The organism is Bradyrhizobium arachidis, from assembly GCF_015291705.1.
Lineage (GTDB): Bacteria > Pseudomonadota > Alphaproteobacteria > Rhizobiales > Xanthobacteraceae > Bradyrhizobium > Bradyrhizobium arachidis.
Genome location: NZ_CP030050.1, coordinates 4,423,332 through 4,448,479, shown reverse-complemented (window position 1 = coordinate 4,448,479; position 25,148 = coordinate 4,423,332). Strand labels below are relative to the sequence as shown.

At 65.4% G+C, this 25,148-nt stretch carries 24 protein-coding genes and 1 tRNA gene; 5 read left to right on the top strand and 20 right to left on the bottom strand.

The window, feature by feature from the left end; all coding sequences use genetic code 11:
- The first annotated feature begins 39 nt into the window (after nt 1-39).
- Nucleotides 40-612 (top strand): invasion associated locus B family protein, encoded by a 573-nt coding sequence (locus WN72_RS20470; RefSeq protein ID WP_027557378.1) that lies wholly within the window; start codon nt 40-42, stop codon nt 610-612.
- A 126-nt stretch (nt 613-738) separates the two neighbouring features.
- On the opposite strand, the gene WN72_RS20465 is transcribed toward WN72_RS20470, so the two are convergent.
- From WN72_RS20465 to WN72_RS20445, 5 genes are all read right to left on the bottom strand, one after another.
- Nucleotides 739-1,458, bottom strand: a complete 720-nt coding sequence (locus tag WN72_RS20465; RefSeq protein WP_027557377.1) for an ABC transporter ATP-binding protein — start codon at nt 1,456-1,458, stop codon at nt 739-741.
- Nucleotides 1,455-2,222: an ABC transporter ATP-binding protein gene (locus WN72_RS20460; RefSeq protein WP_027557376.1), complete on the bottom strand. Its 768-nt coding sequence runs from the start codon at nt 2,220-2,222 to the stop codon at nt 1,455-1,457. Before WN72_RS20460 ends, WN72_RS20465 begins: the two co-directional genes overlap by 4 nt.
- Nucleotides 2,212-3,183 carry a branched-chain amino acid ABC transporter permease gene (locus WN72_RS20455; RefSeq protein WP_092216502.1) on the bottom strand — a complete coding sequence of 324 codons (972 nt, stop codon included), beginning with the start codon at nt 3,181-3,183 and terminating at the stop codon, nt 2,212-2,214. The genes WN72_RS20460 and WN72_RS20455 overlap by 11 nt, the downstream gene beginning before the upstream one ends.
- A gap of 13 nt (nt 3,184-3,196) precedes the next feature.
- A complete protein-coding gene (locus WN72_RS20450; protein ID WP_092216501.1) occupies nt 3,197-4,060 on the bottom strand; it encodes a branched-chain amino acid ABC transporter permease in 864 nt (287 codons plus the stop codon).
- A 67-nt stretch (nt 4,061-4,127) separates the two neighbouring features.
- Entirely contained in the window at nt 4,128-5,381 is a 1,254-nt protein-coding gene (locus tag WN72_RS20445; protein ID WP_092216500.1) for an ABC transporter substrate-binding protein, read from the bottom strand.
- A gap of 429 nt (nt 5,382-5,810) precedes the next feature.
- Here WN72_RS20445 and WN72_RS20440 point away from each other — a divergent pair, with 429 nt between their 5' ends.
- Entirely contained in the window at nt 5,811-7,634 is a 1,824-nt protein-coding gene (locus WN72_RS20440; RefSeq protein WP_092216499.1) for a caspase family protein, read from the top strand.
- Nucleotides 7,635-7,721: 87 nt separating this feature from the next.
- Here WN72_RS20440 and WN72_RS20435 read toward each other — a convergent pair whose 3' ends face one another.
- The 10 genes from WN72_RS20435 to WN72_RS20390 all read right to left on the bottom strand — a co-directional run bounded on the left by WN72_RS20435 (nt 7,722) and on the right by WN72_RS20390 (nt 16,069).
- Nucleotides 7,722-8,078 (bottom strand): DUF1428 domain-containing protein, encoded by a 357-nt coding sequence (locus tag WN72_RS20435; RefSeq protein WP_092216498.1) that lies wholly within the window; start codon nt 8,076-8,078, stop codon nt 7,722-7,724.
- Between the two features lie 137 nt (nt 8,079-8,215).
- Nucleotides 8,216-8,289, bottom strand: a tRNA-Gln gene (locus tag WN72_RS20430).
- Nucleotides 8,290-8,446: 157 nt separating this feature from the next.
- Nucleotides 8,447-8,650 (bottom strand): hypothetical protein, encoded by a 204-nt coding sequence (locus tag WN72_RS20425; protein ID WP_027557371.1) that lies wholly within the window; start codon nt 8,648-8,650, stop codon nt 8,447-8,449.
- Between the two features lie 142 nt (nt 8,651-8,792).
- Nucleotides 8,793-9,113 carry a hypothetical protein gene (locus WN72_RS20420; RefSeq protein ID WP_092216497.1) on the bottom strand — a complete coding sequence of 107 codons (321 nt, stop codon included), beginning with the start codon at nt 9,111-9,113 and terminating at the stop codon, nt 8,793-8,795.
- A 253-nt stretch (nt 9,114-9,366) separates the two neighbouring features.
- The gene (locus WN72_RS20415; RefSeq protein ID WP_027557369.1) at nt 9,367-10,338 is read right to left on the bottom strand and encodes a Bug family tripartite tricarboxylate transporter substrate binding protein; all 972 of its coding nucleotides are present in this window, start codon (nt 10,336-10,338) and stop codon (nt 9,367-9,369) included.
- Between the two features lie 57 nt (nt 10,339-10,395).
- The gene (locus tag WN72_RS20410; RefSeq protein ID WP_244553772.1) at nt 10,396-11,526 is read right to left on the bottom strand and encodes an iron-containing alcohol dehydrogenase; all 1,131 of its coding nucleotides are present in this window, start codon (nt 11,524-11,526) and stop codon (nt 10,396-10,398) included.
- 16 nt (nt 11,527-11,542) lie between these two features.
- Nucleotides 11,543-12,571 (bottom strand): 4-hydroxythreonine-4-phosphate dehydrogenase PdxA, encoded by a 1,029-nt coding sequence (gene pdxA / locus WN72_RS20405; RefSeq protein WP_092216494.1) that lies wholly within the window; start codon nt 12,569-12,571, stop codon nt 11,543-11,545.
- The gene (locus WN72_RS20400) at nt 12,568-13,680 is read right to left on the bottom strand and encodes a four-carbon acid sugar kinase family protein (protein ID WP_092216493.1); all 1,113 of its coding nucleotides are present in this window, start codon (nt 13,678-13,680) and stop codon (nt 12,568-12,570) included. The genes pdxA and WN72_RS20400 overlap by 4 nt, the downstream gene beginning before the upstream one ends.
- Entirely contained in the window at nt 13,677-15,122 is a 1,446-nt protein-coding gene (locus WN72_RS20395) for an FAD-binding oxidoreductase (protein WP_092216492.1), read from the bottom strand. The genes WN72_RS20400 and WN72_RS20395 overlap by 4 nt, the downstream gene beginning before the upstream one ends.
- A gap of 26 nt (nt 15,123-15,148) precedes the next feature.
- Nucleotides 15,149-16,069, bottom strand: coding sequence for a dihydrodipicolinate synthase family protein (locus WN72_RS20390; protein ID WP_027557364.1), 921 nt, complete (start codon nt 16,067-16,069; stop codon nt 15,149-15,151).
- A gap of 106 nt (nt 16,070-16,175) precedes the next feature.
- Here WN72_RS20390 and WN72_RS20385 point away from each other — a divergent pair, with 106 nt between their 5' ends.
- Complete coding sequence (locus tag WN72_RS20385; protein ID WP_244553771.1) at nt 16,176-17,027, top strand: IclR family transcriptional regulator; 852 nt, start codon at nt 16,176-16,178, stop codon at nt 17,025-17,027.
- A 9-nt stretch (nt 17,028-17,036) separates the two neighbouring features.
- On the opposite strand, the gene rnz is transcribed toward WN72_RS20385, so the two are convergent.
- From rnz to WN72_RS20360, 5 genes are all read right to left on the bottom strand, one after another.
- A complete protein-coding gene (gene rnz, locus WN72_RS20380) occupies nt 17,037-17,939 on the bottom strand; it encodes a ribonuclease Z (protein ID WP_027557362.1) in 903 nt (300 codons plus the stop codon).
- Between the two features lie 50 nt (nt 17,940-17,989).
- Complete coding sequence (locus WN72_RS20375; RefSeq protein ID WP_092216489.1) at nt 17,990-18,973, bottom strand: antibiotic biosynthesis monooxygenase; 984 nt, start codon at nt 18,971-18,973, stop codon at nt 17,990-17,992.
- Nucleotides 18,974-18,984: 11 nt separating this feature from the next.
- The gene (gene guaD, locus WN72_RS20370) at nt 18,985-20,382 is read right to left on the bottom strand and encodes a guanine deaminase (RefSeq protein WP_092216488.1); all 1,398 of its coding nucleotides are present in this window, start codon (nt 20,380-20,382) and stop codon (nt 18,985-18,987) included.
- Nucleotides 20,383-20,397: 15 nt separating this feature from the next.
- A complete protein-coding gene (locus WN72_RS20365) occupies nt 20,398-21,615 on the bottom strand; it encodes a multidrug effflux MFS transporter (RefSeq protein WP_092216487.1) in 1,218 nt (405 codons plus the stop codon).
- 374 nt (nt 21,616-21,989) lie between these two features.
- Nucleotides 21,990-22,763: an alpha/beta fold hydrolase gene (locus tag WN72_RS20360; RefSeq protein ID WP_092216486.1), complete on the bottom strand. Its 774-nt coding sequence runs from the start codon at nt 22,761-22,763 to the stop codon at nt 21,990-21,992.
- Between the two features lie 158 nt (nt 22,764-22,921).
- Between WN72_RS20360 and WN72_RS20355 the strand changes: the two genes are divergently transcribed.
- Both WN72_RS20355 and WN72_RS20350 read left to right on the top strand, forming a co-directional pair.
- A complete protein-coding gene (locus tag WN72_RS20355; protein ID WP_167380850.1) occupies nt 22,922-23,572 on the top strand; it encodes a GntR family transcriptional regulator in 651 nt (216 codons plus the stop codon).
- Nucleotides 23,569-25,098: an aldehyde dehydrogenase gene (locus WN72_RS20350; RefSeq protein ID WP_092216484.1), complete on the top strand. Its 1,530-nt coding sequence runs from the start codon at nt 23,569-23,571 to the stop codon at nt 25,096-25,098. The genes WN72_RS20355 and WN72_RS20350 overlap by 4 nt, the downstream gene beginning before the upstream one ends.
- The last annotated feature ends 50 nt before the right edge of the window (nt 25,099-25,148 follow it).

The window sequence follows — 25,148 nt, the reverse complement described above, 5'->3', positions numbered from 1 at the left end:
TACAGCGAGGCCCTCGGTTCACGCCAACGCGGTTTCGCCATGCTCATGCAATCCAGACTTGTCGCCCTCGCTGCTGCTGTCCTGTTGTCGACCAGCGCCGCGTACGCCCAGCAAGGCGCCAAGAAGAACGCAGCTCCCGCGCCGGCCGCCGCCGCACAGCCCGCTCCTGCCCCGACGCAGCAACCGGCAGAAAGCTCCCCCGGACAGCCGGGCTGGATCGTCCGCTGCACCAGCGCCAGCCGCGATGCACCGCTCGAATGCGCGATGGAGCAGAACGCGGTGCTAACCAAGACCGGCCAGACCGTCGTCCTCGTCAATATCCGCATCGCACCCGACACCCGCACGCCGATCGCGCTGCTGCAATTGCCGCTCGGCCTCAACCTGCCTGTCGGGGCCAAGCTCCAGGTCGACGAGGGCAAGTCGTTCGACCTCCAGATCCAGACCTGCGAGAACCGCGGCTGCTACGCCTCGACGCCGATCGCGGCCGACCTGCTCGCCGCCCTGCGCTCCGGCAAGCAGCTCAAGGTCTCCTTCCAGAACATGGCCAAGGAGACCATCGCGATCCCGATGCCGCTGAACGATTTCGCGGCGGCCTACGACAAGATCAAATAACGGGATTCGCTAAAGCGCGATGAGATCAGGATGGAGCGTCATCGCGCTTTAGCTTGTTGTTTGCGCATGTTCTTTTCGGAAAACCGCTGCGCACTTTTCCGGATCATGCTTCAGGGCTGAGATCGCTCAATCCACGCCGAGATAGGCCTTCTGCACCTGCGGGTCTTCCGCGAGCGCAGCGGCCGTGCCCGACAGCACGCTCTTGCCGACCTGGAGCACTGTCGCAAAGTCCGAGACCTCCAGCGCGAGCTCGATCGACTGCTCGGCGAGCAGGATGGTGAGGCCCTCGCGATGCAGGCGGCCGAAGGTTTCGTACATGGATTCGACCACCGCCGGCGCGAGGCCGAGCGAGGGCTCGTCCAGCATCAACAGCTTCGGATCACTCATCAGCGCGCGGCCGACCGCAAGCATCTGCCGCTCGCCGCCGGACATGGTGCCGGCGCGCTGGTTGCGGCGCTCTTTCAGGCGCGGGAAGATCTCGTAGACGCGTTCGAGCAGCGCGGCCTGGCGCGACTTGTCGTGCAGCGGCGTTGCGCCGAGCACGAGGTTGTTTTCGACGCTCTGCTGCACGAACAGGCGCCAGCCTTCCGGCGAGAGCGCGAGGCCCTTGCGCACGATCGCAAAAGCCTTCTGGCCGGCGATCTCCTCGCCGCGAAAGCTGATCTTGCCGGAATGCACGGGAATGAGGCCCGCGATCGCGTTCAGCGTCGTGGTCTTGCCACCGCCGTTGGAGCCGAGCAGCGCGACGACGCTCCCCTCCGGCACCTCCAGCGACACGTCGGAGACGCCGATGAGGTCGCCGTAGCGCACTTCGAGGTGCTCGATCTTGAGAAGTGCTCCGCTCATAGGTCCGGCCCGCCCATCAGCTCGACCGGCGTGTGGCCGGCGGCGGCCTTGGCCGCGCGGGTGCCGAGATAGGCCGCGATCACCGCCGGGTTCGACGTGACCTCGCGCGGCGAGCCGCGGGCGATCTCCTTGCCCTGATGAAACACCATCACGCGGCTCGCCAGCGACATGATCACTTCCATGATGTGCTCGACGATGACGAGCGTGATGCCGGAGCGGTGGATGTCGCGGACGAGATCGATCGCGAGCTTCACCTCGTTGGCGTTGAGGCCGGCCATGGCCTCGTCGAGCAGCAGCACTTTCGGCTCGGTTGCCAGCGCGCGGGCGATCTCCAGCCGCTTGCGGCCGGGGGTGCCGAGCGAGCGCGCCGGCGCATCCGCAAGACGGCTCATGCCGACGCGCTCCAGCACGGCGCGCGCCTTGGACTCGGCTTCCTTGCGATGCGAGGTGCGGAGGAACGCGCCGATCATGACGTTCTCGAGCACCGTCATGCCCTCGAACGTCTGCGGCACCTGGAAGGTGCGGGCAAGACCGAGGCCGGCGCGCTGCTCCGGCGTGAAGTCGGTGATGTCGCTCCCCGCGAACAGGACGCGGCCGGAGGTGGCCGCGAGGTCGCCGGTGAGGCAGTTGAAGAAGGTGGATTTTCCGGCACCGTTCGGGCCGATCAGGCCGAGAATGTCGCCCTGCTCCAGCGTGACGGAGGCATCGTCCACCGCCTTGAAGCTGCCGAACGCCTTGGTGATTCCGCGCGCCTCAAGGAGCATGGCTCGCTCCCTTCTCAGTCTTGCGCTTGCTCCGTCCCGTGAACAGGCTGAGCAGGCCGCCGGGCTGGAAGCGCGCAATCAGCACGATGATCGCGCCATAGACCACGAAGGTGAGCCCGGCACCCTTGCCGCCGAGCCAGCTATTGGAGATCTCCTCTAGCGGCACCAGGATCGCAGCTCCCACCAGCGGACCGAACAGCAGCCCTGCCCCGCCGAGCGCCGCCATGATCAGGATCTTCACCGAGATCAGGATGCCGAGCCCGGACTCCGGATCGACGAAGCCGAACATCATCGCATAGAGCGCGCCGGCGACGCTCGTCAGTGCCGCGCTCAGCATGTAGGCGTAAAGCTTGGTGCGGCTGGCAGGCGCGCCGAGTGAGCGCGCGGCGCGTTCGGAATCCTTGATCGCGCGCAGGTAAAATCCCATCCGGCTGTTGGTCATCCACCAGGTGATCAGCAGCGTGATCACGAGGACGGCGAGGAAGAGATAATAATACGGCAGCGACGACAGGAAGGAGAGATCGAAGATGTTGCGCGGCACGGCTGGCCCCGAGAGACCGACGGCCGCGCCCAGCCATTCGGTGTTGGTGACGATCAGCCGCATCGTCTCGGCCACCGCGATCGTCGCCATGCTGAAATAATGGCCTGAGAGCCGCAGCGTCGGCACGCCGACGATCGCGGCGAGCCCGACCGCCAGCACGATGCCGCCGGGAATGCCGAACAGCGGCGACAGGCCGAATTTGGCGTAAGACCCCATCGCGGCATAGGCGCCGCAGCCGAAGAACACGACATGGCCGACCGAGACCTGCCCGGCATAGCCGCCGACGATGTTCCAGGCGGATGCGGCGATGGCATAGAGCAGCACCAGCGCGCCGAGGCGCTGCTGGAACGGCGAGGACAGCAGCAGCGGATAGGCGATCGCGAAGGCCGCGACGGCCGAGAGCCAGATCCAGCGCCGCATCACATCTTCCCCATCAGGACTTACCCATCAAGCCTTGCGGCCGGAACCAGAGGAAGAACAGGAACAGGACATAGACGACGATGTCCTTGTACACCGCGCCGATCAGATAGCCGGAGAGCGACTCGATGACGCCGATCAGAAGGCCTGCGACGAGCGCGCCCGGCACGCTGCCGAAGCCGCCGAGCGACACCGTGACGAAGGCGACGATGCCGAGCGTCTCGCCGACGGTCGGCACGATGTAGAAGAAGTTCGCGATCAGCGCGCCGGCGAGCCCCGTGGCGCCCGCAGCGATCGCCCAGGCGATCGCCTGCATGCTGTCGGGCCGGATGCCCATGAGCTGGGCCGCGGTCTGGTCCTCCGCCACCGCCAGCATCTTCGAACCGAGCGAGGTGCGCGTCAGCAAGAGATGCAGGCCGAGCGTCACCAGCAGAGCGACTACACCGGCCAGCAGCCGCGAGGCCTCGATGCGCAGGCCAGCGAATGCATAGGTGCCGCCGACGATGTTCGGCGGCATCGACAGGAAATTGGCGCCGAACCACCAGAACACGGAATAGCGCAGCAGCAGCGCGAGCCCGAAGGTGCCGAGGATCTGGGCCAGCATCGGCCCCTTCATGATGTCGCGGATCAGGCCGAAATAGACCACGACGCCGAGCGTCGCCAGCACCAGCATCGCCAGCGGCGCGCCGACGATGGGCCCTCCCCCCATCAGCGTGTAGACGACATAAGCGACGTACATGCCGAGCATGACAAAATCGCCATGCGCGAAATTGACGATGTTCATCATGCCCCACACCAGCGTGAGGCCGGAAGAAAACAGGGCGTAGACGGCGCCAAGCAGAAGCCCGCCGACGATCACCTGCACGAGGACGAAGGACATGAGCCGCGTTGCTCTGATCAAATCATTTGGGAAACGGCGGGACGCGCGGCCCCGCCTTCAAGAACGTTCACCAGCCCTTGTAGGGCAGCACCGGCGGCTTCTCGGCATTGGCCTTCGGCCACACCGCGACATAGTTCTCGCCGTCCTGGAGCTGGATGATGGCGCCGGAGGCGAGGATGTTCTGGCCCTTGTCGTCGAACTTGACGCCCTTGTAGCCGATCATGAGCTGCTCGGGCTTCAGGTCCGTCGCCTTCAGCGCGGCCTGGATCTTGGCAGGCTCGGTCGAGCCGGCGCGGTCGATGGCGTCGGCCAGCACGAAGAAGCCCTGCATCTGCCGCGCCACCGTGTCGTCCATGTCCTCGCCGCTCTTCTTCTTGTACATGTCGGCGATGATGGCCGACGGCGAACCCGAGGGACCAACGACCCAGGACGAGCGGTTGAAGACGCCTTGCGAGATCTTGCCGACCGCCTTGGTGAAGGACGGATCGGAATAGCCGGCATCGTCGGCGAGCAGCACGGCCGGCTTGTAGTCAAGCGACTGCATGGTCTTGGCGAACAGGATCGCGTCCGACGTGTAGCTGATCATGATGACGACGTCGGGCTTCTTGTCCTTGAGCTGGAGCACCTGCCCTTGCAGGTCGGTCGCGTTGACGGGATAGGCGACGTCCAGCGCGATCGGCTGGCCCTTGTCCTTGAAGGCCCCGGTGATCGTGTTCGCGACCGAGGTGCCATATTCGGTGTTGTCGTGAACGATCGCGACGTTCTCGGTCTTGGCCCCCTGCGCCTTGAGGTCGGCGAGGAAGTCGACATAGATCTTGGCGAAGTCGGTCGCGATCGGCGTGGTCCGGAAGAACCATTTGAAGCCGCGCTCGGTGAGATTGGCGGCAACCGACTCCGAATTCAGGAAGGGAACGCCGTATTTCTCGGCGATCGCGCTCGAGGTCAGCGTCACGCCGGACTGATAGGAGCCGAACACGGCCGCGACCTTCTCTTCCGTGATCAGACGCAGCGCCTGGTTCTGGCCGGTTGCCGGGTTGCCCTGGTTGTCGGCGATGATCACCTCGACCTTGGCGCCGCCGAGGCCGGCAAGGCCTGCGTTCTTCGCCAGCGGGAAATTGCCGAGCTCGGGATGGGCGTTGTTGATGATGTCGGTTGCGACATCGAGCGCCGCCTTGGCATGCGCGCCGATCGAGGCAGTGCCGCCGGACATCGGCATGATCACGCCGATCTTGACGACCTTGTCCTGCGCTTGCGCGACGGACGTCAGCGCAAGCGACATCGCGGCTACGCAAAGCAGCCCGGTGACATGCTTCAAATTCATGAAATCAGACCTCCCAAAGGGTTTCCCCGACCAAGGCTTTTTGCAAGCTGTGGCAAAGCGCCCGCTTCCGTTTGTTTATGCCTGGCCGTGGGAGGATGGCATGACGGCCGGGTACCGGCAAGGTGCAACGGGGTGCTACGGTGTTGCCTGCGGAGCAATCCGCATTCTATCTGGCGTCGCTCGATCTGAACTCGACAACCGCCACGTGACGGCGGCAGCCGCCGCGGCAGTTTCGGCGCCGTCGCTGCAGCACAACAAGCACCAGGCACCGTGACGCCGCGTTCGCTGCGGCCCGTTCCGCGACTCGCGGGACGACCTGCGCCTCACCGCGACAAGCTTTCCGGGACAAGTCGTCGCGCCTGTCCATCCGGCGACAGCTTGAGTCCGCCCCTCCGGCAATGTAAAGTTGCATTTTTTCGGGAGGTTCATTTGAGCACAAGACTTTCATTGCTTTGCGTTCACGGCGTCGGCCATTCCGAGATCGACGCCGAGTTTCGAAAATCATGGTCCGAGGCGATCATACGCGCGGTCCAGTCCGTCGATCAGAGCCTCAACCCGGCCATCGACTTCCTCTCCTATGACGAGCTGTTCGACAAGAACCCGCCGAACCTTGTTACCTACGGCGTCGCGCTGGCAAAGCTGCTGGCGAGCGCGACTGTCCACGGAATCGGAGATCTCGTTGCGGGCACGCGCAGCCTCGAAGATGTCCCGACCCTGATCAGGTGGACCGCGGGCATGGTCGCCCAGTGGTCGGTGGATGAGCAGTTGCAGACCACGCTGCGCAACACCGTTCTCGACAAGCTGAAGAGCGGCAACTACGACGTCGTCCTCGCTCACAGCCTCGGCTCGCTGATCTGCTACGACACGTTCGTGCGCAATCCGAATGCGATCAAGGACAAGGTGTTCGTCACGTTCGGCTCGCAGATCGGCAATCCCGCCGTGCGCGACATCTTCGCCGGCCGCATTAAGGACCTTCCCTGCCGGAAATGGTACCACCTGTTCAACCAGGAGGATCGCGTCCTCACCTACCCGCTCGAGATCGCCGCGGACAATTTCCAGCAGGTGCTGACGCCGTTCGACGTCCCCAACGACGTCTTGAACCACAACGCGACCTGGTACCTCTCGCGTCCCGAGACCGTCGCCACCGTCTGGCACGACGTGGTCCCGGTGCCGACATCGCGCTCGATCGTCGGCGCCGCGCGCGAGGTCGCGCGCATCGACGCAAGGCCGACCCGCCGCGCCCTCTTGATCGGCATCAACGACTATCCCGATCCCGCCAACCGGCTCGAAGGCTGCGTCAACGACGTGTTCCTGATGAGCTCGGTGCTCCAGGAAAGCGGCTTCAAGGCCGACGAGATCCGCGTCGTGCTCAACGAGCGTGCGACGACGCAAGGCATCATGGAGCGGCTGCACTGGCTGCTCGACGGCGTGCGCAAGGACGACGAGCGCATGCTGTTCTACTCGGGCCACGGCGCCCAGATGCCCAGATACAGTCCGGCCGGCACGCCGGATCGCGTCGACGAGTGCCTGGTGCCCTACGATTTCGACTGGACGCCCGAGCACGCCATCCTGGACCGCCAGTTCGCCCAGCTCTACTCGCAGCTGCCGTATGACAGCTATTTCGTCGCCATGCTCGATTGCTGCCATTCCGGCGGCATGACGCGCGACGGCGGTCCGCGCATCCGTGGCCTGACGCCGCCCGACGATATCCGTCACCGGGCGCTGCGATGGGAGGCGAGCGAAGGCATGTGGGTGCCGCGCGACTTCAAGCCGCTGAACGAGAGCCTGAGCAAGCGCAGGAACGGCGCCGACTATGTCGGCCGCAACGGCGCGACGCAGCGGCTCGGGCGCGGCATGGCGCTCCGCACCAAACCCGACAAGGACTACAACAAGATACGAGCCGAGCTCGGACATCACGGCCCTTATCTGCCGATCCTGCTCGAGGCCTGCCAGGAGGAGCAGCTTTCCTACGAATATCGCGACGGCGTGACGTCGTACGGCGCCTATACGTTCTGCATGGCGAAGGCGTTGCGGGAGCAGCGCGGTCGCGGCACGAACCCCTCGTTCCAGGAATTGAGCGATCTGGTCACGGCCAAGCTCCGCCGCCTCAAATACAGCCAGACCCCCAACCTCGTCGGCGCCAGGGAGCAGCTCAAGGCGAAAATCCCATGGAGCATGACGGAGCCAGCTCGGAGCGAGAGACGCGCGCCGAGAAAGCGCACCGTCAAGCGCGGCCGGAAGCGGCCCAGCTGATCCGCCACGCCAGGCGAGGCATGCGCCGGCACAGGACGTTCGTCGGGCAACGCCTGCCCGACGGTCGCCTCAACCGGCAGCCCTGCGCTACGGTGAGTGCGCCTGAAGCAGCGTCGTGAAGCCGCCATAGATCATGCGCTTGCCGTCGAACGGCATGTCGCCGCCCTTGAGCCGCGCATCCGCCATCACCTTCTTGTTGACGGCATCGCGGGTCTCGCGGTCGCGGTAGATGATCCAGGAGAACACGACCACCTCGTCCTCCTTCGCCATCACCGCGCGCGGAAACGAGGTCAGCTCGCCAAACGGCACATCGTCGCCGATGCACTCGATATAATCGAGCGCGCCGTGCTCCATCCAGACCGCACAGGCCGTTCGCGCCAGCGCCTTGTAGGCCTCGATCTTGTCCTTGGGCACGGCCAGCACGAAGCCATCGACATAGGGCATTTCGGATCTCCTTGGGTTGTGTGTCCCAAGGACGACGGAGCGGGTGACAATCCGACCGGGCCGAGATGAGGCAAACCGTCGCGAGCGTCTCGCGATCGGCAGCGGGGTCAAACAAAAGCTGGGAGCGCGCCTGGAACTGGCTGGGGAACCTGGATTCGAACCAAGACAAACAGAGTCAGAGTCTGTTGTGCTACCGTTACACCATTCCCCAACGGAATAGCCGAACAAATTCAATGGCTTACTGATTTGTCCGACTGCGGCCGGAAGCGCGTTTGGCGCAAATCACGGCTCAGGCGTGGCAGCGTTCTAACCGCTCGCTTCTGGACTGGCAAGCGCTACGGTGCACGGGTCTGTTGACCGGAAACGCCCTAGTCTGGCGCGAGGGTGGCGAGGCCAGCCTCGATGATCGTGATCTCCTCGCTGACCTGCGCGATGGCCTGCTTCGGATCGACGCCGGTGACCGAGACCAGCTGCCGCAGGAGATCCTGCCGGTGCGCCAGGATATCGTGAAGCGCATCGCGGTCGTTCAGCCGCACATAGCCTTCGACGATCAATTCAAGGGAACGGGACATCATACTCTCAAGACGCGGTTACTGTTTAAGCCCTGAAAATATAGCGATCGCCGCCGTCGATGTGAGCGCCATGTCGCGTCAACCTTGACCGGTAAGGCTAACGGCCCGGGCGCGAAACCGCAGCGCGCCCGGATGGAAGGCCCTAGTTCGGGCGTCCGATGTTGACGACGATCTCGCCCCTGCCGTGCGCGATCATGACCTGGCCGTACTCGTCCTGCGGCGGGCTTTCCTCGTAACGCAGCGGGATCGTGGTGATCCCCTCCAGCGCCTCGCCGCTCGGCTGCTGCGCGCTCACGTCGAGGATCAGGATCTTCGGATTGATGCCCTGCGGCGAGCGCTTGGTCAGGCGGGCCTGCCAGCCGTTGGTCGGCACCCTGACGTCGCCGACCATGACCAGCTTGGGCGGTGCGCCCGGTGCGCGGTCGATCCAGGCCTTGAAGGTGTTTCTCAGCAGGACAGTCATGACGCGTCCCTCCTATGCCAAGTTGCGCGATCCTTCCGTCATGGGCGCAACTTAGCGGGCGAGGCGAAGCGGAACGTGAACCGCCCGTGAATTGGATATGACCTTCTGACACCGCGACGGCCGACCGTGCTCGCGTCTCCCACGGCACATCCGACCGACGGATCGCGGCTCGTCGCTCCCGAACAGGATCAATTCACGCTGGCATCACGTTGGAGGGATTGGGATTTTCGCTCCGCCCGATCTCCCTCGTCCCCTACTCCATCTTGATGTTCGCGACCTCGATCACCTTCTTCCACCGTTCGGTCTCGGAGGCGATGTAGGCCTTGAAGGGCTCGGAATCGACCGCGACCGCGGTCGCACCGAGCTCGGCCATCTTCTGCACCGTCTCCGGCTGCTGCATGAAGGCGCGGATCTCGGCCGAGAGCTTTTCGACGATCGGCTTCGGCGTCCCCGCGGGGACGAAGAAGCCATGCCAGGCGACGGCCTCGAAGCCCGGCAGGAATTCGGCGACGGCCGGCACTTGCGGATCGAAATCGGCGCGCTTGGGCGTTGCGGTCGCAAGCATCGCGAGTTGGCCGGTCTTCACCTGCGGCAGCAGCAGCGGCACGTTGTCGAAGGCGAGATCGATCTGGCCGCTCAGCAGGTCTGTCAGCATCTGGCTCGAGCCCTTGTAGGGCACGTGCACCATCTTGGTGCCGGTCATCTGCTGAAACAGCTCGGCGGCGAGATGCTGCGAGGTGCCGACGCCGGCTGAGCCGAACGAGACCTTGTCCGGGTTCGCCTTGAGGTAGGCAATCAGCTCCGGCACGGTGCGCGCCTTGATCTTGTTGGGATTGACCACGAGGACGTTGGGCACAACGCTGATCTGCGCGACTGCCACCAGGTCCTTGTCCGGCTGGTAGCTGAGCTTGGGTCCGTACAGCGACGGATTGATCGCCAGCGCGGAGGTGCTGGCAAGGCCGAGCGTGATGCCGTCGGGCGCCGATTTCGCCAGCCGCGTCACGCCGAGGATCGAGCCGGCGCCGCCGACATTCTCGACCACGAACGGCTTGCCAAGCTTCACCTGCAAATGGTTGGACACCATGCGCGCGAAGATGTCGGCGGTGCCCCCGGCGGCGAACGGGACGATCACCGTCACCTGCTTGGACGGATAGCCGTCCTGCGCCTTTACCGGTGACGTCGCCAGCAGCACTGCCGACACAAGACCAAGCCACATCGATCGCATCGAAGTTTCCTCTGTTTTCACTGTGTTGTTGATTGGGTGTTGCGCGCCGCGAGCGTGTTAGAACGCGGTCTCATACATGTTCAGGATCGCGTCCCGGCTGAGATCACGCGGGTTGTTGTCGAGCAGGCGGCGGATGGCGTGCGCCTCGTCGGCCATCACACCGAGATCGCTCTTGGGCACGCCGAGCGCGGACAGCCGCATCTCGATGCCGAGATTCTTGCAGAACGCGTAGGTCGCATCGAACGCGAGCTTCGCATCGCGCTGCTGCGGCAGGCCAAGCGCGGCCAGCACCGCGACGGTCTTCTCTTCCATCGCGGGCATGTTGAAAGCCAGCGTGTGCGGGAAGATCACGGCGCAGGCGAGGCCATGCGCGACATGATGCCGCGTGCCGAGCGGATAGGCCACGGCGTGGCCGGCGGTCGTGTTCACCGGCCCGAGGCAATAGCCGCCATAGAGCGAGGCCAGGGACAGGCCCGCGCGTGCCTCGCGATCGCCGCCATCGGCTACCGCGCGCTCGAGGTAGCGTCCGATCAGCCGCGCGCCTTCGAGCGCGTAAAGGTCGATCGTGGGATGCGCCTTGCGGCTGGTATAGGCCTCGACGCAATGCGCCAGCGCATCGACGCCGGTCGCCGCGGTCACCTCCTTCGGCACGGTCATCGTCAAATCGGGATCGACGATCGCGATATCGGCCAGCATGAAGCGGCTCTGCACCGCCTGCTTGTTCTGGCTGACGGGATCGGTGACGAGCGCACGGGTGCCGGCTTCGCTGCCGGTGCCGGAAGTGGTCGGGATCTGCATCAGCGCCACCCTGCGGCCGGCGACCTTCTCCGGCCCGACGATGTCGGCGAAGGCCACGTCAGACGTGCACATCACCGCGACCAGCTTGGCGAGATCCATCGCGCTGCCGCCGCCGAAGCCGACGACGAGATCGGGCTTCGCCTCCTTCGCCATCGCCACCGCCTTCTCCAGATTGGGCAGGTCCGGCTCGGGCTTGACGTCGCCGAACACTTTGACGGCGCCGGGCAGCGCCAGCGTATCGACGCGGCGCGCATTGAACGGATCGGAGATCACCAGCGGGCGCTTGGCGCCGATCCGTTCGGCAAAGCGCGCCGCTGCGGTGATCGTGCCGTTGCCGAACTCCAGGATGGTGGGACGGAGGATTTCGATGGGCGTGAAGGCGTTGGTCATCGTGGGCTCGATCTCGTTACTTGGAGGCACCGGCGGCCAGCCGCTCGGCATAGTCGATGGCCTCGATCAGGCTGTGCTCGTTGGCGATGCCCTTGCCGGCGATGTCGAAGGCAGTGCCGTGATCGACAGAGGTGCGGATGATCGGCAGGCCGAGCGTGATGTTGACGCCGGACAGCTCCTGCCAGCGGCCGGTGGCGGGATCGACCTGGAAGCCGAGCAGCTTGACCGGGATGTGCCCCTGGTCGTGATACATCGCGACCGCCGCGTCGAACTGGCCGGCGCGCAGCTTGACGAAGATGGTATCGCCCGGCACCGGGCCGACGACGTCGAGACCATCCGCAACCGCCTTCGCGATCGTCGGTGCCGACACGTCGATGTCCTGCCGGCCGAACAGACCACCCTCGCCGGCATGCGGATTGAGCGCGGCAATCGCGATCTTCGGCTTCGCGATGCCGAGCCGGCGCAGCGCGTCGTTGGTGAGGTCGATCACCATGCGCAGCCGTTCCGGCGTCAGACGCTTCGGCACGTCTTCCAATGCCACATGGGTCGAGACATGGCTGACGCGCATGTTGCCGTGGGCGAGCAGCATCACCGAGCCGCGCACGCCGGTAAGATGCGCCAGCATCTCGGTATGGCCGGGGAAGTGATAGCCGGCCTTGTTGAGCGCTTCCTTGTTCAGCGGCGCCGTGACGATCGCCGTGGTGCGGCCCGCCTGGGTCAGGCGCACGCCCTGTTCGATCGCCTTGTAGGCGAAGCGGCCACCATCGGCGCTGAGCACGCCCGGCTTGATCGGGTCGCCCTCGGCATCGGCCTGCAGGTAGCAGAGGTTGGGCCAGTCGCGATCGTCCGCGGTGACCTGCGGGATCGCAACATCAGCACCGAGCGCGGCCTTGGCACCATCGAGCGCCGCACCGCTGCCGATGATCAGGATGCGCAGATCGCCCTTGGCGATGCGATCCTTCAGCCCGACGCAGGCCTTGACGATGATCTCCGGTCCGATCCCGGCCGGATCGCCCATGGTGATGGCAAGATGGCGAGAGGTCATGTCGGACTCCCCATGTTCAGCAGATGATTATCCCGGAGCAGATCGCGCCACAGCTCGCTGGGGCCGAACGCGCCGGATTTCGATATGATGTCGACGCCGGCCCAGCGCCCGCCTTGCAGCACCGAGCGCGGCAATCCCGGCACGATGCGCCCGGTCACCTCAAGCGCATGCGCGCCAAGGGCAAGGCATACGGCCTTCAAGGTCTCCCCGCCGGCAACGATCAGCGTGCCCGGCGGTTCGAGCGCCGCGATCAGCGTCGTCGTTTCGCGCGCGATCCGCTGCGCCGCCTCGGTACGCGTCAAGCCTTCGGCGAGCGCGAACTTGACCAGCGCCACGCCGTCTTCAGTCAGCTTGCGCTGAACCGGCGCCGCGCCCTCACCTTCGGCGAGCGCGATCGTCGCTTCGCCGCACGCGGCGAGCTGCGATGCGGTGGTCGGTTGGTCGGAGCCGAACAGCCCCAGCACCGGCCGCTTCAACTGTCTCGGCGCATTGGCGCGATGGCTGCGGGCGAGCGCGCCGGCCAATCCGCCGCTTCCGCACCACAGCAACGGCCCCGGCATATTCCGCGCCATCTCGACGACGCGGTCGAGATCAAGATCGCTCTCGGCATCGAACACCTGAACGCCACCCAGCGCTAGCGTGTCGGGACCACCCTGCCGCGCCTCGATCCCCTCAAGCTTGAGTTGGGTCAGGAGATTGTCGCCGACGCGATGCCACTCGCCTTGCACCGTGCGTGCAAATTGCTGACCCTCGACGGTGCGGCGCCCCTGATAATCGAAGGCGGGCGCGACGACGCACGAGGCCCAATGGCCGCTGCGCAGGCAGGCGCCAAGCTCGGCGGCCCACACCCCGCGCAGGAGGCTGTCGACCTTCTTGTAGGCAATGGTCGCACCCTGAAGCAACGGCGCCAGCCGGGCCACGATCTCGACGCTCTCCACCTTCGAGCGCTCACGGGTGCCGCTGTCGATGGCGAGGCTCAGGCTCCCGCAGCCTTGCGTCGCAAGTGCTTCCGGCCAGGTGACGTCGAACGGTCCGCACAGGCCGACGAACTCCGCCGCGGTGTCGAGCGCGCCGGTGAGATCGTCGGCAAGCAGGCGGACGCTGGTCATGCTCGCGCGCCTCCCGCGGCAAAAATCTTGCCCGGATTCATCAGGCCATTCGGATCGAGCAGCGTCTTGATGTCGCGCATCAGCGCGATGTCGAGGGGATCGGTGACGCGGGCGAGCCGGCCGCGGTTGGTGATACCGATGCCGTGCTCGGCGCTGATCGCCCCGCCTTGCGCCGCGGTCTCGTCGTCGACGATCTCGTTGATCTCAGCCACCAGCGCCGCCGTGGCGGCCGGATCCTGGCAACGATCTCGGTCGATCAGGGCGATCACATGGATATTGCCGTCGCCGATATGGCCGTGCATCACGACGTTTGCATGCGGCACCGCGGCCTTGATCCGGGCTTCGACATTGTTGACGAAAGCCGCCTGCCGCTCCAGCGGCACCACACTGTCATGCGAGACCACATAGCCGCTGCGCTTGTTGCCTTCGGACACGCTGTGCCTGACCGCCCAGATCGCCTTCGCCTGCGCGAGGTTCGAGGCCAGGATGACATCCTCGGCGAGCCCGGCTTCCATCGCCTCCGCGAGCACCGTGGCCAGCGGCTCGTCGAGATCGATACCCGCGAGCGTGTCGGTGAGCTCGACGATCAGATACCACGGCGTCGTCAGCGCGAACGGGATCATGACATGCGGCACGGTCTCGGCGATCGCCTCGATCTGCGCGCGCGACATGATCTCGAGGCTGCCGAGCCGGTCGCCGATTGCGCCGCGCAGGCGCTGCATGATCTCGAGCGCCTGCTCGACGCCTTGCAATTTCAACAGCGCCAAGGCCGAGCTGCGCGGCGGCGCGAATAGTTTCAGCACCGCCGCCGTGACGATGCCGAGCGTGCCCTCCGCGCCGATGAAGAGCTGTTTGAGCGCGTAGCCCGTGTTGTCCTTGCGCAGCGCGCGCAGCCCGTTGAAGATACGACCATCGGGCAGCACCACCTCCAGCCCGAGCACGAGATCGCGCGTCGGTCCGTAGCGCAGCACGGCCGTACCGCCGGCATTGGTCGAGATATTGCCGCCGATCTGGCAGGAGCCCTCCGCGCCGAGGCTCAGGGGGAAATAGCGATCGACGGCCTTCGCCGCGTTCTGCACTTCGGCGAGGATGCAGCCGGCCTCGACCGTGATCGTATTGGCGAGCGGACTGACGTCGCGCACGGCCCGCATGCGGTCGAGCCGGATCACTACATTGCCGGCGCGATCATCGGGCGTTGCCGCCCCGCACATGCCGGTGTTGCCGCCCTGGGGCACGATCGCGAACTGCCTATCGGCGCAGAACTTGACGACGGAGGCGACCTCGGCGGTCGAGCCAGGCCTCGCCACTGCAACGGCGCGGCCGTGATAGCGTCCGCGCCAGTCCACCACGTAAGGCTCCTGGTCGGCTCCGGACGCGATGACGTGCTTGTCGCCGACGAGTGCGGCAAGCCCCGAAAGCGCATCCTGGAAGGAGTCAGACATCGGATCGCCTCGTCGCCGTGCCCAGGTTAGCCGCCGGCGGCGAATGCCGCGGCATTCGCAAGCAGCTCTTTCTCCTGCTCCGCCGGCAGGGACTCCAGCGGCGGCCTCAGGCGCTTCCATCCGGCATGGCCGGTCCGGTCGGCAGCCAACGCCTTCAGCGAGGCCATCTGCGGGAAGCGCGAAACCAGCTCGCGCGCCTTCACGATGCGCACCTGCGCCGCCTTGAGCGCCGGATCGTCATCGCTATCGCCGAAGTGCTTGAAGACATAGGCGAGACTGCGCGCGACGATGTTGGAGGTCGCCGTGATGCAGCCTCCACCGCCTTTGCGCAGCAGCGGGAGCATCAGCGGATCGGCGCCGCCGAGGACCGAGAACCCGGGGAAGCGCTCGACCATCGCAGTCATGTTGGCGAAGTCGCCGGACGAATCCTTGATGCCGGTGAACGTCGCCGGATAGGCCTTGCGCAACCGCTCGATCAGCGCATGCGAGATCGGCTGCGCCGACATCTGCGGATAGTGATAGAGCACGATCTTGAGCCTGGCATCGCCAATGCGTTGCACGATCTCGCTATAGGCGGCATAGACGCCGTCATCGCTGACGTTCTTGTAGTAGAACGGCGGCAGCATCACCACGGTGTCGACGCCGACCGAAAGCGCGTGGCGCGTCAGTACGACGGTGTCGGTGAACGCGGCGACGCCGGTGCCCGGCAGCAGCTGGTTCGGCCTGATGCCGCCCGCGATCGCGGCCTCCAGCAGCGCTGTGCGCTCGGCGATGGAGAAGGAGTTCGCCTCCCCCGTGGTGCCGAGCAGCGCGATGCCGTCGCAGCCTTCATCAAGGAGATAGCGGCAATGTGCGACGAAGCGTGCATGATCGGGCGCAAGCTCGGCGTCGAGCGGCGTCAGCGCGGCAGAGAACACGCCATGGGGGTGCAGCGATGATGTCGACAAAACTTCCTCCGATCGCCAAATCGATGTTGTTCGGAATGCGAACATTTGTTATTGGATTGGCCTGTCGTAAAATCAGCCGATGCCCGCGTCAAGGGCGATGGCTGTCATGGCGGGGCATTCAGGCATGGCCAAGGTCGACAAGAAGACCACCAAGCACGCATCGGAAGCGAGCGCAAAAAATCCCAAGAACTACGTCGCCTCCGTCGGCAAGGCGTTTGCCGTGCTCAAGAGTTTCACCGGCGAGGCCTTCGAGCTCACCCTGAGTGAGATTGCCGCACGCGCCGATCTCGATCGCGGAACCGCGTTCCGGCTGATCCAGACCCTGGTCGAGCTCGGCTATCTTCAGACCGTGCCCCAGAGCCGACGGTTCCGCCTCGGCGTCGCCTGTCTCGACCTCGGCTACACCGTGCTGTCGCACGGATCCTTGCGCACCATCGTCGAGCCGCTGCTGCGCGACCTCGTGCCTGAGGTCGGCGATGCCGCCTCGCTCGGCATCCTCGACGGCGGCGACGTGGTCTATCTCGCCCGCGTCGGCGCCGGCCTCGACCGCCACAAGATGGACCGGCGGCCGGGCACGCGCATTCCCGCCTACAGCGCCGCGCTCGGCCATGTCATGCTGGCGCACCTGGCCCGCGACGAGCAGATCGCGCGGCTGGAGGCACGGCCCCGCGTAAAACTGTCGGAGCGAACGTTGACCGATCTCGATGCCCTACTCGCCCGGCTCGATCAGGTGAAGAAGAAGGGCCATGCCGTCTCCGACGGCGAGAACGCGTATGGCCTGCGTACGCTGGCAACGCCGATCTTCGACGCGCAAGGTCTCGTGATCGGCGGATTGAGCGTCACCGTCGATGCCATGCGCATGGACATGCCGTCGTTTCGCGACCAGGCCCTGCCGCGACTGATGCAGGCGACGACCAAGGTGCAGGATATCGCGATCAAGTCGGGGCTGTCGAGCTGACCGCGGTCGTTAGATCACGATGTGGTCGAAATCGGCGGCGATCCGGCTGTTCGGGAAGATCCTCGCCGCTTCGGTCAGGATCTCGTCGTCCTCGTAGCGCCCCGACATATGGGTCAGCACGAGCTGGCCGACGTTGTTCGCGGCCGCAAAGGACGCCGCCACCGCCGCGGTGAGATGGCCGTAATCGCGTGCGGTCGACGCGTCGCGATCGAGGAACGTCGCCTCGATCACCAACAAGTCGGCATCTGCAACGTATTGCGACAGTCCCTCGGTAGTCTCGGTGTCGCCGATGACGACAAGCTTCTTGCCGCCGCTCGGAGGCCCCAGCACGTCCTCCGGATCGACGGTTCGGTCATCGATCACAACCGGCCGTCCCGCGGCGAGCCCTCCGCGCATGGGACCGTCGGGAACACCAAGCGCCGCGAGGCGATCGGACAGAAGATGACGGCGTGCGGGGCTTTGGAACGCGAAGCCAAAGCTGTCGGTGTCGCGATGGCGAACCGGAAAACAGTCGATGGTGAAGTCGCCGGCGTCGAGGACCTGTCCTTCGGCCAGCGGCGCGAACTCAACCGGGATCGGTGCCCTGCCCGCGCCCCACAGGCCTGCCAGCATGCGGATGACGAGGTCGAGCGTGCCCGGTCCGGCATGAACCGTCATCACCTCGGCGCTCTGGCGCAAGCCCAATGTCGAGAACAAGCCGGGGATGCCGAGCACGTGGTCGAGATGGCCGTGCGTCAGCAGGATGCGATCGAGCCGCCGGAAGCCTGCACCACTGCGCAGCAGCTGGCGCTGCGTGCCCTCGCCGCAATCGACCAGGATACGTCTGCCAGCGGCTTCCACGAGCAGCGCCGGATGGTTGCGTTCCGCGGAGGGAACGCTGGCGGAGGTGCCGAGAAATGTCAGGGCGAACATGGGCGTCAATTATCCAGCGGTTTGAAGCCGCCTTCAATCGACGGACGGCCTCACCGTCCCCAATGCCACGCAAGCAGCAGCGCGTACAGGCCCATCGAGGCGGCATAGAGCGCGGCGAGCAGCGCATAGCCCGCGATCTGGCGACTGATCGTCGCCTTCGGCGTGATCCACCAGTCCAATGCCTTGAAGGCGGCGGGCACCAGCCACCAGCCGAGCAGCTGGGTGCTGACGAGATTGCCGATGAAGAGCGACAGCCAGACCGGCACGCCATGACTGTCGATCAGAGGTCTGCTGATGAAGTAGCCCCAGAGATACACGACGGGATAGAGCACCAGCAGCACGATGAGATTGCTCTTCCAGATGAAGCCAGGCCCCTGCTCCGGTGCCTCAACCTTGCCGGCCGGAAACCAGAAATTGAAGCCGTAGCTCGCCCGCTTCACGTTCATGCCGGCGTTGAAGCGCTCGCCGTCCTTCAGCAGCGTCTGGCGCAACGGCGAGTCGAGCCAGGTGTTGAGATTGGCATCGCTGTCGAACGACAGGATGATGATCCACTCGTCGTGCAGGCCCGGAATCGGCCGCTCGATCTTGTGGCGCAGGAATCCCCTGAATTCGGCTTCCGCGGCCTGGATGCGCTGCTGCCACTTAAGGAACGCATCCTCGAGCCCGTCGGGCACCTTGAAGGAGATCACGGCGGAGACCGCATTGTCGCGCTGAACGCCGGTGTCGGGCAGGATATGGACATCCTCCGAACCGACGAAGAAGCGCTGCACCTCTGCAATCAGCTTCGCCCGCACCTCGCTCTGGAGCCAGGCGCGCGCCGCGGCCGGGCTTGCGAAACGCAGGATGGTCACCCAATCGACATGCGCGGGCGGCTGCGGCGGCACCACCTCCTGGCTGAGGAAGCCGGGCCAGGTCTTGAGCGCCTCGCCGACCTCTCCGTTCCAGCGCGCGAACGCGGCGAAGCCGTCGTCCGCGATACGGCGCTGGATGACGAGAGCGACCGGCTGGCTGGCCGTATCGGGAGATGCGCTCATGGGCAGCGGCTTCAGCTCTTCTTGTAGAGGCGCTTGCCCATCACCCAGGTCTCGTCGACGCAGCGGTCGTCGCCGACCATCATGACGGCGAACAGCATGTTCGCGGCTTCGTCGACCGTCTGCGGACCGGCACCGTCGGCGACCAGCGACTGGTGCCAGGGTTGCGCCAGCTGGCCGGCGTTCGGATCGAGCGCGACGAAATCCGCCTCCTTGCCGGGCTCGAAGTTGCCGAGCTTGTCGTCGATATAGAGGCCTTCGGCACCGCCGAGCGTGACCGACCAGAAGCCGCGATAGGGCGAGAGCTTGTTGCGCTCGGCTTCCGCGAGATCCTTGCGCGCCGGATCGATGCTGCCGTCGAGCAGCGTGTTGTTGCACATGCCGACCTTATAGGCGTCGTCGAGCACGGCGATCATCGAGAAGCGATTGCCGCCGCCGACGTCGGTGCCGAACGACATCTTGACGCGATGCTCGGGATCGGTGGCGCGGCCGAGGCGGAACAGGCCGCTGCCGAGGAACAGGTTCGAGCATGGGCAGAACACCACCGCCGCGCCCTTCTTCGACATGCGGCGGAACTCGTTGTTCGAGAGATAGACGCCGTGACCGCCGGAAAATTTCGGACCGACCAGGTCGAATTTCTCGTAGACGCCGAGATAGTCCTGGCAGTCCGGATGCTCAACCAGCACGCCGGTGCATTCGGCCGGGTTCTCGGAGATGTGGGTGTTGACCCAGCAATCCGGATGCTCGTGCTTGAGGCGCTGGCACGCTTTCAGTAGCTCCGGCGAAGCGCCGAAGGCGAAACGGGGCGTGATGGCGTAGAGATTGCGGCCCTTGTTGTGATACTCTGCGATCAGCCGCTTGCTGTCGCGATAGAAGTTCTCGGGCGTGTCGATGAACTCGGCCGGCGCGTTGCGGTCGATGCCGGTGAGGCCCGCGATCACGCGCATGTTGCGTCTGCTGGCTTCCTCGAACAGCTCTTCGGTCGAGACCGGCGATGAGCTGGTGAAGGCCTGGCAGGTGGTGGTGCCGGCGGCTAGCAGTGCGTCGAGAAAACGCTTCACGCCCTCGCGCGCGTAGTTGCGATCCTTGTACTTGATCTCCTCGGGGTAGATCGACTTCTGCAGCCACGGCAGCAGCTGCTCGCCATAGGCGCCTAACACGCGGGTCTGCGGCAGATGGATGTGGCCGTCGATGAAGCCCGGCAGGATGATGCGGTCTTTGATATGGGTGACCTCGACGCCGGGATGCGCGGCGGCGACCTTGTCATAGGGACCGAACGCCTTGATCACGCCGTCCGTGACGATCATGAGGCCGTCCTGATGGAAGCGCGCGGCGGCCTGCTCGTTGCCGATGTGCTTCCAGGGATCGTCGACGAAGTCGAAAAACGTGCCGCGAATACCGACGGTGGTCATGAGGAGGTTCCTTCCTTAAGTCTGTGTGGCGTTGCGCGCCGAGGGCAGCGAGATCGCAAGCAGCGCGCCCGCGATGGCGCAGAGGCCGAGATAGAGCCAGCCGATCGGCGCCTGCGTCGATTCAGGCAGCACCGCCGCGAGCGCCATGGCGCCGCTGACGGCGAGATAGCAGAGCGCGCTGATGAGGCCGCCGATCAGGCCGTGGTCGCGCTCGAACAGCCCGAGCGCCATGCCGTACATCATCGGGCACAGCACGCCGCAGCCGCCGAGCACCAGCGCGCCGCCGATCGTGATCGACGTAAAATTAAGGCCCACGGTCATGCCGGTCGCAGCGAGGACTGCGGCGCCGGCAAGGAACAGCGCGAAGGCGCCAAACCCCATGACGCGGGCCGGCATGAAGCGCGCGAAATGCGCGCAGCCGAGCTCGCCGGCCAGATTGACGCCGCCAAGGCCAAGCGCGACGAGGCCGTAGATGGCCGCCGAATAGCCGAGGCCGGTCTGGTAGAAGAACGGCGCAACGACGCCGAACGCGAGCTGCGCGCTTGCAGCGGCCGCAAACACCAGCACGAAAGCGAGGAAGCCCGGACGGACCAGAGCATCGCGAAGAATGCCGGCGGTGCGGCGTGGATCGAACGGCGCGCGGCGATCTGTGGGCAGCGTTTCGGGCAGAAGAAATACGACGATCGTGGCGACGATGGCCGCGGCGACCGCGATGACGACGAAGACGCCGCGCCACGAGGTCAGCTCGACGATGAAGCCGCCGGCGGCTGGCGCCAGCACCGGCGCAAGGCCCCAGGCAGCGCCGAGCAGGCCGGAGATCGCGGTGAGCTCACGTCCGCGAAAGCAATCGGCCGCAACAGCATAGGCGACGACGAGGCAGGTGCAGCCGCCGATGCCTTGCAGGAAGCGCAAGCTCAGCAACAGCGAGGCGCTGGTGGCGAGCGCGCAGGCGATGCTCATCGCGATCAGTACCGACAGCCCTGCGAGCAGGACGTTGCGGCGGCCGAGCGTATCGGAGGCGATACCGACGGGCACCAGCGCCAGGCTCATGCCGAGCATGTAGGCGGTGACGGTGTTCTGCATCGAGGCGGAATCGGTCGCGAGATCGACCACCATCTGCGGCAGGCCGGGCGTGTAGGCATCGAGCGGAATCTGGCTGAACGGCACGACGCACAGCAGGATCGGCACGATCCCACTTCTCGCGCGACCGGCGTCCGAAGCAAGTGCAGTCATGGCTTACGCCCCCTCGATGCCCGCGGGTCCCGTCTTTTCGTGCGCACAATGAGAGGCGACGATGCAGGTTGCGGATATTGACGCGCAGGAAGCTGCCAGAACTGTGTGTAAAAACTCTTAGGAGGTCCGCTTCAATGCGGACAGCAGCGAGGGCTCAAACCAGAAACGCGAAAACAACCCCATGCACAGTACAAATCATCGACGAATTTCGCCCCGAACGGCGCAAGCCGAGCCGGCGCCGACCTTTGACCCGTCGGGCAAAACAGGAGCATCACGCAACGCTCCCGATTTCGAAGTCGCCGCCGGGCCGAACCATTAACCGTTCGGAAGGCATGGGCGTTTCGAGCACCAGCCGACTTTCTGCAAGGCCCCGGTCAGAGCAGGAAACCCTCGAGATCTGCGAGGAACTGCCGCGGCGCTTGAAGCTGCGGCACGTGGGCGCATCCTGGAATGACCTTGAGCTCGGCGCGCGGCAATCCGGCGGCGAGCTCACGCGACATTGGTGGCGGCGTCGCCTCGTCGTGCTCACCGACCAGAACGAGCACCGGGACCTTCACCGCGGCAAGCTCGCCGCGGAGATCGAGGCTTGCCAATGCATCGCATGCAGCGCGAAACACATCGGGATCCGTGCGCAGAAACGCTGCGCGACGATCCTGCATCAGCTCAGGATGCTGCTCCTGAAATTCGGGCGCGAACAGGCGCCGCATCGCGACGTCGGTGATGGCTTCCAATCCTTTCTCGCGCGACACTTTCGCCATGTTGCGAAACGCCTCGCGGCCGGGCTCCGAGAACGCCGCCCCGCTGTCGGCGAGAACGAGCTTGCTCGCGATTGCCGGATGCCGGATCGCCATCTGCAGCGCGACGAACCCGCCATAGCCATTGCCGAGCACGATCGCCGGCGCGCCGCCGGCGGCATCGCGCACGGCCTCCGCCATCCGGTCGGCGACCGCCGCAAGGCCGCCTTCGACTGCCTGTGAGCGGCCAAAGCCCGGCAGCTCCGGCACGATGGTGCGGAAGCGCGTACGAAGCTCCGGCACGATCGCATCAAAGCTCGCGCGGTCCGACAACAGCGAGTGGAAGAGGAACAACGGCCGCCCCTCGCCCGATTGCGCGGCGTTGACGGTCCCGTTGGCAAGAAGCCTGTCCATATCCGGTCATTCCTTCACTTGGTCGGCAGTTCACGTGCCTTTTCGCGCGCCCTGGAGGCCCTGATTGATAAATCAACTATCAGGGAATTCAAGCAATTAGCCCTTGACGTGAAATATCACGATTGAGATATTAACGCCAACGAGAGAGAGATCAAATCATGCTTTTGCGCGAAAATATCTACGATCGGCTCAGGTCTGATATTTTAGCTTGTCGCTTCGCTCCAGGCGATGAAATGCGCGAGCAGGATCTCGCCGAGCGCTATGACGTGAGCCGGCAACCGGTCCGCGATGCGCTATTGCGGCTGCAGCGCGAGCACCTCGTGACGGTGCAGCCGCGCCAGGGCTATCGGGTCACGCCGATCTCGCTGTCCGATGCCCGCGACCTCCTGCGCTTCCGTCTTGCGCTGGAGCCGGCTTGCGTCGCCGAGGCGATCGAAAGCGCGCCCGACAGCGTCTTGAAGTCGCTCGACGAATTCCGCCGCTTCTCCGGCAATCACGAGGACTTCATCGCCTACAATCGCGGCTTCCACACCGCGCTGGCTCATGCCTCCGGCAATCGCCGCATGGCCACCGCGCTGTGCGACCTGATCGGCCAGGCCGACCGGCTGGTCCGTGTCAGCATCTCCAATCTGAAAGGCCACGACCCGGCGAAGCTCGTTGCCGAGCATGTCGCCCTGATCAACGCCATGCAGCGGCGCGAGACGCGAACCGCCGCGCGCATCATCAAGGCCCATATCGGGGCCACCGAAAAACGCGTTCTGCCGGCGCTCAAGCGTAACGCCGTCATCGTCGAAGAGAGGTCGTCATGAACATCCCGTCAAAACCCGCGTCGATCGACGTCGAAATCCACGGCAATTTCATTGATGGGCGTGAAGTCGAGGCCGGAGCCGGCGCGATGCTGGACGTCCGCAATCCCGCGACCGGCGACGTGATCGCCCGCATTCCCAATTCCACCGCCGAAGACATCGACCGCGCCATGAAAAGCGCGCGCGCCGCATTCGAAGGCAAGGCCTGGGGCGGCATGGACACGCGTGCGCGGGCGAGGCTCGTCAACAAGCTCGCCGACGCGTTCGAGGCCAATCTCGACAGCCTGTACCGGCTGGAGACCCTCAACAACGGCCGCCCGGTCAACGAGACCCGCGCCCAGCTCTCTCGCCTACCCGACTTCTTTCGTTACTTTGCGGGCCTCGCGCTGTCGCGCCGCGACTCCGTGATCCCCGTCGAAGGTGCCTATCTGAACTACACGCTCCGCACGCCGATCGGCATCGTCGCCAATTGCACGCCGTTCAATCATCCGCTGATGATCCTGTGCAAGTCGCTCGCCGTGGTGCTGGCGACCGGCTGCGTCACCGTCGTCAAGCCGTCCGAATACACGCCGCTGACGACCTTGAAGCTCGCCCAGATCTTCACCGAAGCGGGCCTGCCCCCCGGCGTCTTCAACATCGTTCTCGGCCTCGGCCAGAGCGCCGGCAAGATGCTGGCCGAACACGGCGACATCAACAAGCTGGTGCTGACCGGCGGCACCGAGGCCGGCCGCATCGCCGGCAGCGCGGCCGCAAAGGTGTTTGCGCATCAGACCATGGAGCTCGGCGGCAAGACGCCGGTGATGGTGTTCGACGATTTCGACGTCGATCGCGCCGTCAACTACGCCGCGTTTGGCGCCTTCATCGGTGCCGGACAGACCTGCGTCTGCGCCTCGCGCCATATCGTCCAGGCCTCGATCTACGACGAATTCGTCGAGAAGCTGCAGGCCAAGACCCGCACGATCCGCGTCGGCGATCCCTTCGATCCCAGCACCCAGATGGGTCCCGTGATCTCGGCCCGGCAGCGCGACCGCGTGCTCAGCTATGTGGGCTATGGTCACGCCGACGGTGCGCGTCTCGTCACCGGCGGCGTTGCGGCGAAGGTGCCGGGCCACGACAACGGCTATTTCGTCGAGCCGACGGTGTTCGCCGACGTCAAATCCGACATGCGGATCTTCCAGGAGGAAGTGTTCGGCCCGTTCACCTCCGTGACGCCGTTCAAGGACGAGGCCGATGCGCTGCGGCTTGCCAACGACTCGCCGTTTGGCCTGGCCGCTGCGATCCGCACCCGCGACGTCGCCCGCGCCCACCGCGTCGCGGCGTCGGTCAAGGCCGGCATCGTCTGGATCAACGATCATCACCGGCTCGACCCGGCCTCGCCCTGGGGCGGCGTCGACGATTCCGGCATCGGCCGCGAATGCGGCACCGAGAGCTTCAACGACCATTTCAACACCAAGAGCGTGATGGTCGCGACCCACGAGCAGCCGTTCGACTGGTACCGCGACACGGCCAACCAGAAGCGACTGAACTAGCAGCGACCAGGAGCGGCTGACCGCCCAGAGAAGGCGGGCCGCATCAACCA

Coding starts and splice junctions, on each gene's coding strand:
- WN72_RS20470 (WP_027557378.1), top strand. CDS start 40: ATGCTCATGCAATCCAGACTTGTCGCCCTCGCTGCTGCTGTCCTGTTG.
- WN72_RS20465 (WP_027557377.1), bottom strand. CDS start 1,458: ATGAGCGGAGCACTTCTCAAGATCGAGCACCTCGAAGTGCGCTACGGC.
- WN72_RS20460 (WP_027557376.1), bottom strand. CDS start 2,222: ATGCTCCTTGAGGCGCGCGGAATCACCAAGGCGTTCGGCAGCTTCAAG.
- WN72_RS20455 (WP_092216502.1), bottom strand. CDS start 3,183: ATGCGGCGCTGGATCTGGCTCTCGGCCGTCGCGGCCTTCGCGATCGCC.
- WN72_RS20450 (WP_092216501.1), bottom strand. CDS start 4,060: ATGTCCTTCGTCCTCGTGCAGGTGATCGTCGGCGGGCTTCTGCTTGGC.
- WN72_RS20445 (WP_092216500.1), bottom strand. CDS start 5,381: ATGAATTTGAAGCATGTCACCGGGCTGCTTTGCGTAGCCGCGATGTCG.
- WN72_RS20435 (WP_092216498.1), bottom strand. CDS start 8,078: ATGCCCTATGTCGATGGCTTCGTGCTGGCCGTGCCCAAGGACAAGATC.
- WN72_RS20425 (WP_027557371.1), bottom strand. CDS start 8,650: ATGTCCCGTTCCCTTGAATTGATCGTCGAAGGCTATGTGCGGCTGAAC.
- WN72_RS20420 (WP_092216497.1), bottom strand. CDS start 9,113: ATGACTGTCCTGCTGAGAAACACCTTCAAGGCCTGGATCGACCGCGCA.
- WN72_RS20415 (WP_027557369.1), bottom strand. CDS start 10,338: ATGCGATCGATGTGGCTTGGTCTTGTGTCGGCAGTGCTGCTGGCGACG.
- WN72_RS20410 (WP_244553772.1), bottom strand. CDS start 11,526: ATGACCAACGCCTTCACGCCCATCGAAATCCTCCGTCCCACCATCCTG.
- pdxA (WP_092216494.1), bottom strand. CDS start 12,571: ATGACCTCTCGCCATCTTGCCATCACCATGGGCGATCCGGCCGGGATC.
- WN72_RS20400 (WP_092216493.1), bottom strand. CDS start 13,680: ATGACCAGCGTCCGCCTGCTTGCCGACGATCTCACCGGCGCGCTCGAC.
- WN72_RS20395 (WP_092216492.1), bottom strand. CDS start 15,122: ATGTCTGACTCCTTCCAGGATGCGCTTTCGGGGCTTGCCGCACTCGTC.
- WN72_RS20385 (WP_244553771.1), top strand. CDS start 16,176: ATGGCGGGGCATTCAGGCATGGCCAAGGTCGACAAGAAGACCACCAAG.
- rnz (WP_027557362.1), bottom strand. CDS start 17,939: ATGTTCGCCCTGACATTTCTCGGCACCTCCGCCAGCGTTCCCTCCGCG.
- WN72_RS20375 (WP_092216489.1), bottom strand. CDS start 18,973: ATGAGCGCATCTCCCGATACGGCCAGCCAGCCGGTCGCTCTCGTCATC.
- guaD (WP_092216488.1), bottom strand. CDS start 20,382: ATGACCACCGTCGGTATTCGCGGCACGTTTTTCGACTTCGTCGACGAT.
- WN72_RS20365 (WP_092216487.1), bottom strand. CDS start 21,615: ATGACTGCACTTGCTTCGGACGCCGGTCGCGCGAGAAGTGGGATCGTG.
- WN72_RS20360 (WP_092216486.1), bottom strand. CDS start 22,763: ATGGACAGGCTTCTTGCCAACGGGACCGTCAACGCCGCGCAATCGGGC.
- WN72_RS20355 (WP_167380850.1), top strand. CDS start 22,922: ATGCTTTTGCGCGAAAATATCTACGATCGGCTCAGGTCTGATATTTTA.
- WN72_RS20350 (WP_092216484.1), top strand. CDS start 23,569: ATGAACATCCCGTCAAAACCCGCGTCGATCGACGTCGAAATCCACGGC.